The sequence below is a fragment of the Marinobacter sp. M3C genome, assembly GCF_023311895.1.
GTDB lineage: Bacteria > Pseudomonadota > Gammaproteobacteria > Pseudomonadales > Oleiphilaceae > Marinobacter.
This window is the reverse complement of sequence record NZ_CP092284.1, coordinates 540,471-554,637: the sequence shown is the minus strand read 5'-3', so window position 1 is coordinate 554,637 and position 14,167 is coordinate 540,471. Positions and strand designations below refer to the sequence as shown.

The 14,167-nt window shown below is 52.4% G+C and carries 12 protein-coding genes; 5 read left to right on the top strand and 7 right to left on the bottom strand.

Annotated elements, in window-relative coordinates; genetic code table 11:
* Positions 1-159 precede the first annotated feature (159 nt).
* The 5 genes from MIH18_RS02440 to MIH18_RS02420 all read left to right on the top strand — a co-directional run bounded on the left by MIH18_RS02440 (position 160) and on the right by MIH18_RS02420 (position 6,807).
* Positions 160-1,314 carry a M20 aminoacylase family protein gene (locus MIH18_RS02440; RefSeq protein WP_249013801.1) on the top strand — a complete coding sequence of 385 codons (1,155 nt, stop codon included), beginning with the start codon at positions 160-162 and terminating at the stop codon, positions 1,312-1,314.
* A gap of 66 nt (positions 1,315-1,380) precedes the next feature.
* A complete protein-coding gene (locus MIH18_RS02435) occupies positions 1,381-2,709 on the top strand; it encodes a DUF3100 domain-containing protein (RefSeq protein ID WP_249013800.1) in 1,329 nt (442 codons plus the stop codon).
* 91 nt (positions 2,710-2,800) lie between these two features.
* The gene (locus MIH18_RS02430; protein WP_249013799.1) at positions 2,801-4,180 is read left to right on the top strand and encodes an L-serine ammonia-lyase; all 1,380 of its coding nucleotides are present in this window, start codon (positions 2,801-2,803) and stop codon (positions 4,178-4,180) included.
* 381 nt (positions 4,181-4,561) lie between these two features.
* Complete coding sequence (gene tdh / locus MIH18_RS02425) at positions 4,562-5,593, top strand: L-threonine 3-dehydrogenase (protein ID WP_249013798.1); 1,032 nt, start codon at positions 4,562-4,564, stop codon at positions 5,591-5,593.
* Between the two features lie 17 nt (positions 5,594-5,610).
* Entirely contained in the window at positions 5,611-6,807 is a 1,197-nt protein-coding gene (locus MIH18_RS02420) for a glycine C-acetyltransferase (RefSeq protein WP_249013797.1), read from the top strand.
* Positions 6,808-7,173: 366 nt separating this feature from the next.
* Here MIH18_RS02420 and MIH18_RS02415 read toward each other — a convergent pair whose 3' ends face one another.
* The 7 genes from MIH18_RS02415 to phnC form a co-directional block, all read right to left on the bottom strand.
* Entirely contained in the window at positions 7,174-7,341 is a 168-nt protein-coding gene (locus tag MIH18_RS02415; protein ID WP_249013796.1) for a hypothetical protein, read from the bottom strand.
* A gap of 97 nt (positions 7,342-7,438) precedes the next feature.
* Complete coding sequence (locus tag MIH18_RS02410; protein WP_249013795.1) at positions 7,439-8,344, bottom strand: LysR family transcriptional regulator; 906 nt, start codon at positions 8,342-8,344, stop codon at positions 7,439-7,441.
* Between the two features lie 748 nt (positions 8,345-9,092).
* A complete protein-coding gene (locus MIH18_RS02405) occupies positions 9,093-9,986 on the bottom strand; it encodes a LysR family transcriptional regulator (protein WP_249013794.1) in 894 nt (297 codons plus the stop codon).
* The gene (locus tag MIH18_RS02400) at positions 9,980-10,990 is read right to left on the bottom strand and encodes a phosphonate dehydrogenase (RefSeq protein WP_249013793.1); all 1,011 of its coding nucleotides are present in this window, start codon (positions 10,988-10,990) and stop codon (positions 9,980-9,982) included. The genes MIH18_RS02405 and MIH18_RS02400 overlap by 7 nt, the downstream gene beginning before the upstream one ends.
* A gap of 9 nt (positions 10,991-10,999) precedes the next feature.
* Positions 11,000-11,830 (bottom strand): phosphonate ABC transporter, permease protein PhnE, encoded by an 831-nt coding sequence (phnE, locus tag MIH18_RS02395; RefSeq protein WP_249013792.1) that lies wholly within the window; start codon positions 11,828-11,830, stop codon positions 11,000-11,002.
* Positions 11,831-11,838: 8 nt separating this feature from the next.
* Positions 11,839-12,702, bottom strand: coding sequence for a phosphate/phosphite/phosphonate ABC transporter substrate-binding protein (phnD, locus tag MIH18_RS02390; RefSeq protein ID WP_249013791.1), 864 nt, complete (start codon positions 12,700-12,702; stop codon positions 11,839-11,841).
* Positions 12,699-13,550: a phosphonate ABC transporter ATP-binding protein gene (gene phnC / locus MIH18_RS02385; RefSeq protein WP_349293795.1), complete on the bottom strand. Its 852-nt coding sequence runs from the start codon at positions 13,548-13,550 to the stop codon at positions 12,699-12,701. The genes phnD and phnC overlap by 4 nt, the downstream gene beginning before the upstream one ends.
* Positions 13,551-14,167 lie beyond the last annotated feature (617 nt).

The following is a 14,167-nucleotide window of genomic DNA, read 5'->3' as shown; positions in this document are numbered from 1 at the left end:
CCTTTCCTGGTGTTTTTATGTCCTTTTTAGGCAATTAATTTCGGAATGGGCAGTTTCATTTTTTCAAATTTTGGCTTTTGTTGTTTCCCGCTTGGAAATATAACAAGGATTCTATCGATATATCACCGTGTTATCCGTATATATTAAAGGAGAAGGAAAATGTTAATAAATAAAGAGCTGTTAGAAGAAATTAAACAGTGGCGCAAGCTAATACACAGCCAGCCTGAACTTGGGTTCAATGAATTAAAAACGTCGGCTTTTATTATCCAAAAACTTGAGTCCTTTGGTATCGACGTGCATAAAGGCTTGGGTGGCACGGGGGTGGTTGGCACACTCAAGAATGGCGAAGGGCCTACCATCGGATTACGAGCTGATATCGATGCCCTGCCAATAGAGGAAAAAAATAATATCGAGCATAAATCCACCCATGCCAACTGTATGCATGCCTGTGGTCATGATGGGCACACTTCGATCATGCTCGGGGTGGCGAAATACCTGAGCGAAAACAAAAATTTCAGTGGCACTGTCCACTTTATCTTTCAACCCGCAGAAGAAGTTTTAGGCGGCGCAAAGAAGATGATTGATGATGGACTATTCGAGAAATTTCCGATGGACGAAGTCTATGGGCTGCATAATTGGCCAGGACTTACACTGGGTGAAATTGCTGTCAATAATGGTCCCATGATGGCATCTTTTGATACATTCGAAATTACGTTGACGGGCAAGGGCACGCACGCTGCCATGCCGCATCTTGGGGCGGACCCTATAGCTGCTGGGGCGGCGTTAATAACCAATATTCAGTCCATTATTTCGCGCCGAATATCCCCGCTGAAGCCTGGTGTGATTAGCGTCACTCAGATGAATAGCGGTGACACCACGAACGTCATCCCCGATCACGCCATTCTGAAAGGCACAGTTCGCAGCTTTGATATGGATGTTCGCCAGTCCATGCAAGACATGTTGACCGAGATGGTAACCACCTTGCCGCCTCTTTACGGCGTCACCGGTAAAATTGATTATCACATACGCTACCCCGTCACTACGAATAATCATGATGCTTATCAGGCCATCAAAGACGCTGCTGTCAGGGCGCTAGGTGCAGATAAAGTCAATACCGCTGTAGAACCTTCCATGGCATCTGAAGACTTTTCTTTTATGAGTCAGAAGGTTAAAGGAGCTTACTTTTGGCTTGGCGTTGATGGCCAAGCTCCTTCAAAACCTTTACACAATGCCCGTTATGACTTCAATGACAATGCGATTGAGGTGGGGGTTAAGGTATGGGTGTCCTTGGTAGAGTCGCAGCTGTCAACATAGCCTTGAACGTCGTATAGAAATTATTATTTCGCACATATAATCCTGAAAAATAATAAGGAATTTACTGTGAATACAATAAATACAATAAATACAACGCAGAAAACCGTAACCATAAAAAATTTGCTAAATTGGAAATTACATCTATTTGTGATCCTAGTCTCCGTGTTGGCAGAATGGATCGGAATTATTAAAATACCTATCGGCATCGGAACCTTAGTCTTACTCCCTTTGTTGTACGCTTTTATTTTTGCTCTCTTGCTAAATCCCAATGTCATTCTAGCAATGAAAGTGTTGATTACAAAAGACCGGGCGGTGTTTGCGAGTTACGCCGTTATCTTGAGCATCATGCCTTTTATTGCCAAGTTTGGGGTGGGAATCGGGCCTAAGATAGAAGAGATTATCGCAGTAGGTCCTGCATTATTACTACAAGAGCTGGGTAACGTGGCCACAGCTGTTATTGCACTGCCCGTTGCCGTCTTGGTGTTTGGCATGGGACGCGAAGCTATAGGCGCCACTCACTCGGTCGCTCGTGAGCCTAATATTGCTCTGGTCGCTGATAAATATGGACTCAAAAGTCCAGAAGGTATCGGGGTAATGGGGGTCTACGTCATGGGAACGCTATTCGGCGCGATTTTCTTTTCATTGATGGCAGGTGTTATCGCCTCCATGGACATAATGGATGTGCGTGCACTTGCCATGGCCTGTGGTATGGGCAGTGGCAGCATGATGGGCGCTTGTTCAGCGGCGCTAGCTGAGACCGTTCCTGATCAAAAGGAAGTCATTATAGCATTTGCCGCGTCTTCTAACCTCTTGACTTATGCGACAGGGTTGTTCGTGAGTTTATTCATTGCTCTTCCCTTGGCTGAGTTTTTGTACAAAATTACCAGTAAGTTTAAAAAGGGATCAGCTACTAAATCGGTATCGCATTCCGATTTCGGAAAAGGCATGCAAGAGCAGTCAATCTTGGCATTTGGACAATCAATTGCCCTTTTGAGTGCTATCTGCGGAGTGCTGTTATTAAGTAACTGGGTTGGCCAAGACATTAACCCTATTGCGGCGCTGCCCGGCATGCTAATACTATTCGCCTGTTGCGTTACTGGCATTTTATTGAAGCGGGTCATTCCTATCAGTGTGCCCTCCATTGCCTGGACATCCATTGTGGGTATTATCATCTCGTTGCCACAGTTTCCATTCAATAGCTATATTCTGCAAGAAACCGGGAAGCTGGGAGTCTTACAGCTGATTACCCCGGTACTGGCCTATGCAGGCTTTGCTATCTCACAGATGGAAGTCACCTTATTCAGGAAGTCTGGATTCAAGATTGCAGCTGTTGCGCTGCTTACCTTTACCGGCACTTTCTTGGGTTCTGCCATGATAGCCCAGGCTATGCTGTAAACGGCGCGGAGTTGTTCAGTTCGACGCTCACAGTTGCGAGCGTCGGGTATATGTTGTTGAAAGTCTGACAGAATCTATTAGGAGCTCTGCTATGCTCAGCGTACTTGACATCTTCAAGATTGGCCTTGGCCCCTCAAGTTCACATACGGTTGGCCCAATGCGAATCGGCAAGCGCTTCATAGAGTTCGCGCAGTCCAAGGGCATCGTCAACCGGATAGAGCGAATTACGATAGATCTGCACGGTTCATTGGCTTCTACCGGCGTTGGTCATGGTACCGACAAGGCGTCTCTGCTCGGCCTGATGGGAATGCAGCCTGATCAGGCAGATCCTGACGAGGCCGAAAGAGCGTTTCAGAAAACGCGGACCGACGGCAGGCTGATACTCGCAGGTGGCCATGAAATTTGCTTCGATATGGCAGAGGATCTTCGCCTGCGACCACAGATCACTCCAGAGATTCATCCCAACGAGATGCGTATTGCGGCTTATGACGCCGACGGCATAATACTGACCGACCAGACCTGGTATTCAGTTGGCGGCGGCTTCATTGCTACTGCGCAGCAGCTGAGCGCTCCCGCAAAAGATGACCTCATCGATCTGCCAACAAGTGTTCCTCACCCGTTCATGTCCGCAACCGAACTGCTGGCCATCTGTGCGGATCAGGGGCTTTCGATCGAACAGCTGATACTGGTGAATGAAGACAGCTTCCGCGATCGCCAGGCTACACTTGTTGGCTTGGATCAAGTCTGGCGGACGATGTCGCAGTGTATCGAGAGAGGTCTTGAAAACGTCGGCGTACTGCCTGGCGGGCTTGGCGTATCGAGGCGAGCAGCGAAGCTGTACCAGGCCCTTTTGGGCAAGACTTCCCATGCTGAACACGAGAGCCTGTTCGACTGGCTGAATGTCTATGCAATGGCTGTGAACGAAGAGAATGCCGCTGGTGGAAGAGTAGTGACCGCTCCAACGAACGGCGCTGCCGGAATTATCCCTGCCGTGATCAGGCGCTACTGCGTCAGTGCTACTGCTATCGACACCGACGCTGTCCATTGCTTCCTGCTAACAGCGGCTGGCATCGGCATTTTATATAAACAGAGGGCGTCAATTTCAGGCGCGGAAATGGGCTGTCAGGGCGAGGTTGGGGTTGCCTGTTCCATGGCGGCAGCAGGCCTTGCTGCAGTCTGGGGTGGAAGCAATCAGCAAATCGAACGCGCAGCTGAGATCGGCATGGAGCACAACCTCGGGCTCACCTGCGATCCAGTTGGCGGTCTGGTGCAGATTCCTTGCATTGAGCGAAACGCAATGGGTGCCGTCAAGGCTGTGAATGCGGCAAGACTTGCGCTGACTGCGGCAGATTCACACAAGGTCAAGCTTGACCAGGTTATAGAGACGATGCGCCAGACCGGGCTGGATATGTCGCGTAAATACAAGGAAACCAGCGAAGGCGGACTTGCTGTCAATGTCATTGAGTGCTGAAGCAAATGTCAGTCTCATCCATACAGTCGCGAGCGCTCGAACCTGCAGAAGCCTGCTTTTATACATTTGTGTTGGCGACTTCGAATACGGCGACAGACATCGGATGCGGCATCCATTCAGATCAAAGAAAAACCGTTGATCGCTTTCAATGAACATTGGAGCAGAATACAGCTCATTTGTTCAATGTATTGAGGCTCTGCAGGGCACAGATGATGGAGCCTTCAGATTTTTTTGGCCTTTTTAGAGGGAAAATTTCCAGAACCCCACATAGTTTGCCTCGTGTTCGCGTCGATTGACGTACGCTATCGCATACTTCAACTTGCATTTTATTGACTGCCCGATCATGAGTCGGGCCCGTCGTACCAAAAGGAATTTCATACCATGAAAGCGCTCGTCAAAAGCGAAGCAAAACAAGGCCTCTGGCTGAAGGACGTTCCCGAACCAGATGTCGGTATCAATGACGTGTTGGTGCGTGTGCTACGCACCGCCATCTGCGGTACCGATATGCATATCTATAAATGGGACAGCTGGGCACAGAAGACCATTCCCGTGCCGATGGTCGTTGGCCACGAATTCGTTGGCGAGATCGTCAGGGTCGGCTCCAACGTCAATGACTTTCGTCCGGGGCAGATCGTATCCGGTGAAGGCCACGTCGTGTGCGGCCGCTGTCGCAACTGTCTGGCCGGCCGGCGACATCTCTGCGCGCATACCAGCAGTATTGGCGTCAATCGCCAGGGTGCATTTGCTGAATATGTCGCGCTGCCAATGTCCAACGTCTGGGAGCATCGTCCGGGTATCGATCTGGATGTAGCGTCGCTGTTCGACCCGTTCGGTAACGCTGTTCATACCGCGCTTCAGTTCCCGCTGATCGGCGAAGACGTTCTCATTACCGGCGCTGGTCCGATCGGTGTCATGGCAGCGGCTGTGTGCCGGCACGCCGGCGCCCGTCATGTGGTGGTAACCGACGTAAATCCGAAGCGACTGGAACTGGCTACAACGCTTGGCGCAACAAGAGTGGTAGACGTTAGCCGCGAAAAACTTGGCGATGTACAGCAATCGCTCGGAATGACAGAGGGCTTCGATGTTGGCCTGGAAATGTCCGGCAATGCGTCGGCTTTCAGAGACCTGATCGCCAGCATGTGTCATGGCGGCAAGATTGCCATGCTCGGCATACCGGAGCAAGACCTGACCATCGACTGGAACCTGGTCATATTCAACATGCTCACCATCAAGGGTATCTACGGCCGCGAGATGTACGAAACATGGTACAAAATGTCGGTCATGATTGATTCAGGTCTTGATCTGAAACCGATCATCTCGCACAGGCTGCATTTCAGCGAGTTTCAGCAGGGCTTCGATGCGCTGCTTGCCGGCAGCGCAAGCAAAGTCGTGCTCGATTGGTCCGAACGTTAGAGAAAGCGAGAACTGACATGTACGGAAATTTTCAGCAGCACCTGAACCAGGAACTCGATTCCATCAAGGCTGAAGGGCTGTATAAAACGGAACGACCACTGACTTCGCCACAGGATTCGCGAGTAGGTGTCGAAGGCATGGCCGGGGCGAAAATACTGAACCTCTGCGCGAACAACTATCTTGGCCTTGCCCAGCATCCTGCTGTGCAGGAAGCAGCGCGACAGGGCCTGGACGAATGGGGCTACGGAATGGCTTCAGTGCGCTTCATCTGCGGCACTCAGACACTGCACAAGACCCTTGAGCAAAGGCTCAGCGATTTCCTTGGAATGGAAGACACGATCGTTTATCCCTCCTGTTTCGATGCGAACGGTGGGTTGTTCGAGACCTTGCTGGGGCCAGAAGACGCCGTTATTTCTGATGCCCTTAATCACGCCAGCATCATAGATGGTATACGCCTGTGCAAGGCCAGCCGCTATCGATATGCCAATAACGACATGGCCGACCTGGAGACGCAGCTGCAGCTTGCCGATGCAAACGGCGCACGCTTCAAGCTGATCACCAGCGATGGCGTTTTTTCAATGGATGGCTACATCGCAAAGCTGGACCAGATCTGCGATCTTGCCGAAAAATATGGAGCGCTCGTGCATTTTGACGACTGCCATGCCACTGGCTTTATCGGTGAACAGGGCAGGGGAACCCATGAGTACCGTGGATGCATGGATCGAGTGGACATCACTACGGGTACTTTGGGCAAGGCGCTTGGTGGCGCAAGCGGAGGCTACACCAGCGGCCGTCGAGAAGTCGTGGAACTGCTCAGGCAGCGCTCGCGCCCCTACCTGTTTTCCAACAGCGTTGCACCTCCGGTAGTTGCCGGTGCCCTCAAGGCACTTGACCTCGTCATGGACTCGGGCGCCTTGCGCCGCCAGCTTCGCGAGAACACCGCAAGATTCAGGCAGGGACTGGAGAAACTGGGCTTTGAGCTGCTACCCGGCGAGCATCCGATCGTTCCCGTGATGCTGCGCGATGCTGCACTCGCTTCGCGCTTCGCGGAGGCATTGCAGAAAGAGGGAGTATATGTGGTCGCATTTTCCTTCCCTGTCGTGCCGAAAGGCCAGGCGCGCATTCGAACGCAAATGAGTGCGGCGTTAACAGCGGAAGATATCGATACGGCGATTGCTGCGTTTGGCAGGGTTAAGGCTGAGCTGATTGATTGACTTCTATGGGCCAATCCAGGAAAGCCGCCAATGTCTGCATCTGCAACGCCGTTGCCGAACAGCTCATTCGCGAAGATGTCATGTCAGGCATTACTGAGATAAAGACGCTCGTTCAGTGATTCGATGTTGGTAGTGGCTGCTCGACCTGCGTAACCGCGCTGAAGGATGTGATGTACTCGGCTATCCAAGAACTGTGGGCCGCTAACAACGATACGATGGACGGAATGAGTTTCTCGATGTTCGCTAGCGCCCGCCTTTGCTGTAGCCACTATCGAACGGGTTTCCTACAGAGCCGCCTGACTCAGCTTGTTGATTGCCCACTTCTGATCTGGGCTTGCAGATAGTTTGGGAGCCCCACCATCTTTATCAGCCTGAGCTGCTGCTCCAAAAATGGGCTTGATCCGATTCGGTGTCATCAAACAGCACCACGAGTATGTTCCTGGTCACGAAGTCGATTGCGCTTTCGCAGAGCGCAATCGCCGTCTTCGGTTTGGCATCGACGGCATATTCGATGTCGAGATTGCTCTGCAGCATTTCTGGCTACGACAAGGACGGGCGTAAATATCGGTGGCGCATCACAGCTGTCTCAAAATAGCGCCCAGCAACTCGATATTGCCGGCGTGCAGCCCGCTTACATAGCTTTCATCCATGCCGTCAGATGCTGTAGTAATTCATGCGGGCCTTGGGATAGATGACGACCCAACCGAGTTACTATATGAGCTTCACCGCTTGCTAGTAGCGTATTGTCCACGGGGATTGCTATCAAATGTCCATCTTTCACTTCTTTGGACACTACAAAATAAGGTAGAAAGGTAAACCCCATATTTGAGCGGGCAAAGTTCTTTAGTACGGCGAATGAGTCAGTGGTTAGGATAGGGGTAAATCGAATTTTTTGTTGAAATTCGGCCATCGCTAGTAACTGACGTACGCCAAAACGACTTTCAGCCAGCCCCACTGGGTATTCTAGAAGCTCCTTCAACTGCACCGGCTTATTTCGATCGGCTAACGGGTGGTCGGGCGAAATAATAATACAAATTGGCTGACAACTGACAACTTGTGAGCGGATGCGCGGATGACTGCTGGGATGGAACAATAGCCCGATATGCGCTTCATCTTCTTCAACCTGACGAATCACTTCGTTTGATCCACCAATACTGATTGAAAGTGTCAGCGCCGGATAGAGACGGGCAAACTCAGGTAATGGGCCCAACATCAAATCCCCAACAAAACCTTCACCCACCGCTAACTTTATATGACCCCGCTGTAATCCCAACAACGCCTGTAATTTGGAAACACAAGCGTCTTCAGCGGAAAGTGATTCCCGATAAAACTGTAAGATAATACTACCAGCATCTGTCGGCGCTACTCCTTTGCGGTGCCGTTCAATAAGAATGCATGCTAACTCTTCCTCTAACAGAGATATTTGCCGGCTGATGGCCGAGGGAGCAATATTGAGCTTATCTGCTGCAGCCCGGATCGTCCCCATAGTTACAGCCTCATAAAGATAGGATAACCGCTTTCCATTAATCTCTGTCATTGCTTCCTCTTGCTCTGTTCTTGGTTTCATTGAATTAGTGCAGCACTTTGACCCACGGATGGAGCAACGATGGCCAGTGTCGGTATACTAGTTAATCGGCCCCGCAAAAGTGCCTTCTCAGCAGCTTTCGTTTAGTCATATACGTCCTCCAGTTTCAGCGTATTATTCCTTAACTGGGCTGGTCATATCCATAAACCACTTTGGCATGAGCCGCAAAGGCGACTGCTGGGACACTCAGTCTACTATGCTTATGAACATCGTATTGGCCTGACCCGTGCTGGGATTGCTGAGATTGCTGAGATTGCTGCAATGCGTGCGACCAACTGCAAGGCAATCTGTTCAGCAGTCCCGGTCCGGTGGACGTCCTGGACGAGGAATTCCTGGCAGGGCTTCCACAAAGGTAATAACGGCCGACACACGCTGCTCTCCTAACGCGCCGCAGGTTTTCTAGTGGCCTTCTTGTGAAAAGGCCGCGATGTTGAATGTACGTGTCTGACCTTGGGCCCTAAATGGGCCTAAACGCTGTCCGTTCCTATCCTTTCAAGGCTGACCTTTAAATTATAACCTTCTGATTTTCCTCGACTGTCCACGATTGTCCTTCTGAACCGTAGGGTTCGAATCCCTCTCTCTCCGCCAACTTAAAACCCCTGATTTTCTTATAGAAAATCAGGGGTTTTTTCATTTCTGGGACAAAATTGCTGCTTAATAACGCAACGGATAGCGAATGGCGTCAAGCCGAGTATTTGGACTACCGTCCACTGTGCCTGTCCATGATCGAATCACGATGGCACAAATGGCTTATAAAGTTGGCAATCGGCGGATGCCGGGCAATGTCATCAGGAAAGATGACCATCAGTTCTTTAGCTAAACCCGGACCACTGATCGGAATGGCCCGCAAAGTGCCAGCCCTGACTTCCTCGCTGACGGCCGCTGCTAGAACAAGTGAAATGCCAAGACCTGCCTTGACGGCCTGTTTTACCGCTTCCGTGCTGCCCAGTTGCATGGACACTTCGGGGAAAGGTCCGTTGTCGCCAAAAAAAGTTGCTAAGAGCCGGCCGGTGCCGGTGCCGGGCTCTCCACCGAGTAGCGTCATGCCTGCGAGGGTTTCCCGGTCTATCTCGCTCAGCCTAGCGCAGGGATGATCCGGCGGAACGATCACCACCACTGGCTCCTGTTTCCAGTCACGCGCCTCGAAACCGGGCTTGGGGTTCCACCATTCCATAACCGCTATATCCAGTTCGCCGCGGGTCAGTTGGCTGGCGATGGCGGGGTTGTTGTCAATAACCAGTTTAACGCTGGGAGCCGCCTTGCTGTCTTTGAATGAGCGCACGTAAGGCTGAAGCATGTAGATGCCGATATTGGAGCTCGCGCCCACCCGAAAACTTGTGCCGGCAATTGCTTCCCGGGCCCGCTGGTCCAGACCCAGCATGCTGGCGGCGAAAGGCAGCAGCACCAGTGCGGCCTTCGTCGGTTCACAGCCAGATTTCCCACGCCGGATGAGCAACACGTCCAGCTGTTCTTCAAGCTTTTGGATGTGCTGGGAGATTGTGGGCTGGGCGATTCCCAGGTTTTTGGCGGCTGTTTGGAAGCTCCGGTTCTGGACGAGGGTTATAAAGCTTTTAAGCCAGACCAGATTCAGCATTCCGTCCCCTTCTGTGTGACCGGTGAATTGACCGCGTCCCGGGGCCGATCGCCTCTCAGGCCCTGAAGGATGTTATCGGCGGCGCGCTGTTCGATGGCCAGCCTTGTGTCTTTGACGGCGGAGCCGATGTGAGCTGTGAATAGCGTGCGCGGGTGCGCCAGCAGAGCGGGATCGATCCTTTGAGGGCGATCCTCCCTAGCCCAGTCTTCCATCTCAAATACATCTGCTGCATACCCTCCAAGTTGCCCGGACGTCAGTGACTGCAATACGGATGCTTCATCCACGACCGAACCCCGGCAAGGGTTAATCAAAAACGCCCCCTGTTTCATCAGGCTGAGACGTTCGGCGTTGATGGCGTGCAAGGTCTGTTTGTTTAAGGCAAGTGCCAGAATTATAATGTCGGATGTGGCAAGCAGTTCATCAAAGGTTGACCTGGAAACGGCCAGCGCCGCTTCTTCTGCCGCTGGTAAGGCCTCGGGTTGAGAATAAAGTAGCGTTGCACCCCAGCCTTGGAGTCTCGTCGCCACCGCTTTGCCGATCGCACCCATGCCGACGATGCCAATGGTCGAGCCCTCAACTCCCAGGCCGTAAAACTGGGGCTGCCAGCCCCGGAAGTTGCCAGAGCGGACAAAGTCATCCGCCGCCCGAATCTGGCGAATCAGACCGATGGTCAACCCGATGGTTAGCTCTGCCGTTGGCACGGTCAGCAAATCGGGTACGAAGGTCAGCCAGACCCCCCGGCGGGTACAGGCGTTTACGTCAAAGTTATCGAATCCTTTTAAAGCGGCGCCGACAACCTTCAAATTGGGGCAGGCCAGCAGGAATTCATTGCTGACACGGTCTGGCATAAACGCCATCAAGGCATCGGCCGTCGCTGCGCGAGCCTTCACCGAATCCACGGACAAGGTATGGGCTGACTGGTTTGTAATCAGTTCGCAGTGAGGCTCCAAGCTGGCTAGAACACTGTCGTGAACTCTGTGGGTAATAACAACTTTTGGTTTCATTCAGTGTCCCTACTTGAATTTTTTACGGAGGTGGCCGCTCAGGCTGTCTACCAGCGTCACCATCAGCAGAATAACAATCAGAATGGCGCTGACCTCCTGATATTGCATGATTCGCAGTGAACCCATGAGTTCAAAGCCGATACCGCCGGCACCGACCATGCCCATCACGGTGGATGCGCGAAAGTTGTATTCCCAGCGGTAGATGGAGACATCGGCAAATTGCGGAAGAACTTGCGGCAGTACTGCGTGATAGAGGACCTGTAGCCGTGTCGCACCAGCCGCATTGGCGGCTTCTACCGGAGCCTCATCCACATGCTCTATCGCCTCCGCAAAGAATTTCCCCACCATTCCGATCGAGTGAAGGCCCAAGGCAAGTACCCCCGGCAAGGCGCCAAAGCCAACGGCGGCGACGAAAATAATACCCATGATCAGTTCAGGCACTGAGCGCAGGGCATTAAGGATGGTGCGGGTTACGTGGAATACGACTGGATTGGGCGAGGTATTACGAGCCGCCAAGAATGCCAGGGGTATGGACGCGGTGACCGCGATTGCCGTGCCGGCAATGCTCATGGCCAGGGTGTCGATCAGGGGCGAGACCCAGTCCATTACATTGTTGAAGTCGGGAGGTAGTGATTCTCCCAGTAGGGTGCCGATAGCGGGTACGCCATTGGCGAGGGTCTGGAAATCGAACAGCCCCACGTACCAGCTGGCAATGAAAATCACGGCCAATAAGAGGCCTGTTTGTCTGAGCTTTCCCCGCCAGCCCCGTGCATAGTCGTCCAGCACGGAAGCCGACGGAGCCGGCGACAGTGCCGCCAATTCCGTCGTAGTGTGAGTCATAGCGCCCCTTACATCTTCGCGAAATCAAGGTTGAGCAGGCTGCCCATTTTGCGGATCACGTCATAGTCGGAATCTTGGATCGCGGCAAAGCCCTCGGCTTTGAGATTGCTCAAGATTTCCTCGTCATCAATACTGAGAAAAGCGTTGCGAATCTTTTCCTTGAGCTCCGGGTTCAGATTGGATCGCATCGCCCATGGGTATTGGGGAAACTCTCCGCTGTAACCCAGAATCCTGACCTTGTCCCGGTCAATCAGCCCGCGATCTATAACATGCTGGAATATGACTTCTGACAGGCCTCCAGCTTCGGCATTGCCATTCGCCACGTTCACCGCAACGGAATCATGACTGCCAACGAAATGGGCTTCATAGTCCCTGCCTGCTTTTAGACCAGCGGACTCCAGCAGTACGGTTTTCGGGATCAGGTGGCTAGAGGTAGAAGCACGATCGCCGTAGACCATTTTCTTGCCCTTGATATCGGCGTAAGATTCAACACCTGATTCAGCGTTCGCAATAAGGATGGAACGGTAGGTGGGCTTGCCATCCACTATCATGGCAGCAAAGGGTTCTATGTCGCTTTTGCTCTTTGCCATCACGTAAGACAGCGGGCCAAAGTAGGCCAGGTCAATACGGCCGAAACGCATGGCTTCAATCATTGAGGAATAATCGGTAGTGACAATCAATTCCACTTCCTTGCCAAGCGTGCTTTCAAGATAGTCTTTCAGTGGCTGGTTGCGCTTGATCAACTCGGATGCGTTTTCATCCGGAAGCAGGGCGACTTTTAACAGGTCTGGGTCCGAGTTTGCGGCCGAGGCCTGCATGGTCATTCCCATCATCAGACTGATTACGAAAAAAACGTTGAATAACGGTTTCATTGAGCTATCTCCAGTTGCTTTTTTGGGTAGTTTGTTGCGCGGTTGGTGGGTTGGGGTGCGGTCGGCTCACTGTGGGCGGGCGCCGATTCGGACGCACAGTGGTATATATCGTCGAAGTTGCATTGTTTTAGCTGCGCCGGGGCCGCATCGAAAACAATCCGGGCATTCGCCAGGCCGATGATGCGGTCGGCGAACCGTTGCGCGTAATCCAGTTGGTGCAGGGAAATAACGGCGGTAATGCCGTCTTCGCGACAGATATCCTTCAGGAGTGTGAGCACCCGTTCCGAGGTTGCCGGGTCCAGGCTGGCGACAGGCTCGTCTGCCAGAATCATGGAAGGCTGCTGGGCCAAGGCACGGGCAATACCCACCCGTTGTTGCTGTCCTCCGGAAAGCTGATCTGCTCTGGCAAGGGCCTTGTCGGCCAGTCCAACGCGATCCAGGCAGTGCAGGGCAAGCTCCAGTTCGTGTCTCGGCTGAGGAAATAGGCTGCGCCAGGTGCTTTGGTAGGCAAGCCGCCCGGTCAGGACATTCTGAAGCGCGGTGTGCCGTTCGATGAGTTGGTGGTGCTGGAACACCATGGCGGTTTTACACCGATGTTGGCGTACTGTTTTTTGGGTATTGAGAGCACCAAACTCGGCGGAGATCACCGTGCCCGTGGTGGGCAGCACCAGGTGATTGAGCGCGCGCAGTAATGAGGATTTACCTGCGCCGGAGAGACCGAGTAAAACCGTGAACTCGCCCTTATGGAATTCAACGGTGGTGGGCCGAAGTGCGAGAACATTGCCGGGGTATGTTACCCCGACATCCTCAATGCGAAGCATCGTGTCACGGGATTGCACAGACGCCATGAGATCACCTTTTGCAATAAGTAAGCTCGCTGTATTGCGACTTACGATGCAACGTTATTCCCTGCGCGTGACAAAACCGTGTCGTTCACGTGACAAGTTGATGACCTGGCCTGATCGAACTATCCTGCGCTTGTACCCAGATCTTCTTTAGAGAAAGACTCTCCAAAGTGGATGTCGCTGGCCGGAGCTCAATACAAAATGTAAATCGTTCTGGACGGGGACGAAATCTATGAACCGGAAGCGGGTACGCCGTCCACACATATTCTGAAGCTCAATCATCCGGGGCCAGACTATCCAACCACAGTAATGAATGCGTGTTTTATGATGCGGCTTGCTCGGGAAATGAAGCTGATGGGGTGATTCAGGCAACCTGCCGGGATGGCGGCTTTGCCGTGGAATCAGCGACAACCTTGGTCTGGAATACGCACTGATACCTTCGGTCATTTACATTCAACATGATGCCGATGGCGCCGGTATCAGCTGGTTGAATATTCGGGGCAAACACAGCCTGGTGTTAACCGTGGGTTACGCCAGGCGAGATTATGACAGTGCGAGCACACTGTTCAATAAGGCGCGATCAGATGACAAGTTTAGCCTGTTTGCAGCTTACGAATACC

Coding starts and splice junctions, on each gene's coding strand:
- MIH18_RS02440 (WP_249013801.1), top strand. CDS start 160: ATGTTAATAAATAAAGAGCTGTTAGAAGAAATTAAACAGTGGCGCAAG.
- MIH18_RS02430 (WP_249013799.1), top strand. CDS start 2,801: ATGCTCAGCGTACTTGACATCTTCAAGATTGGCCTTGGCCCCTCAAGT.
- tdh (WP_249013798.1), top strand. CDS start 4,562: ATGAAAGCGCTCGTCAAAAGCGAAGCAAAACAAGGCCTCTGGCTGAAG.
- MIH18_RS02420 (WP_249013797.1), top strand. CDS start 5,611: ATGTACGGAAATTTTCAGCAGCACCTGAACCAGGAACTCGATTCCATC.
- MIH18_RS02415 (WP_249013796.1), bottom strand. CDS start 7,341: ATGCTGCAGAGCAATCTCGACATCGAATATGCCGTCGATGCCAAACCG.
- MIH18_RS02410 (WP_249013795.1), bottom strand. CDS start 8,344: ATGACAGAGATTAATGGAAAGCGGTTATCCTATCTTTATGAGGCTGTA.
- MIH18_RS02405 (WP_249013794.1), bottom strand. CDS start 9,986: ATGCTGAATCTGGTCTGGCTTAAAAGCTTTATAACCCTCGTCCAGAAC.
- MIH18_RS02400 (WP_249013793.1), bottom strand. CDS start 10,990: ATGAAACCAAAAGTTGTTATTACCCACAGAGTTCACGACAGTGTTCTA.
- phnE (WP_249013792.1), bottom strand. CDS start 11,830: ATGACTCACACTACGACGGAATTGGCGGCACTGTCGCCGGCTCCGTCG.
- phnD (WP_249013791.1), bottom strand. CDS start 12,702: ATGAAACCGTTATTCAACGTTTTTTTCGTAATCAGTCTGATGATGGGA.
- phnC (WP_349293795.1), bottom strand. CDS start 13,550: ATGGCGTCTGTGCAATCCCGTGACACGATGCTTCGCATTGAGGATGTC.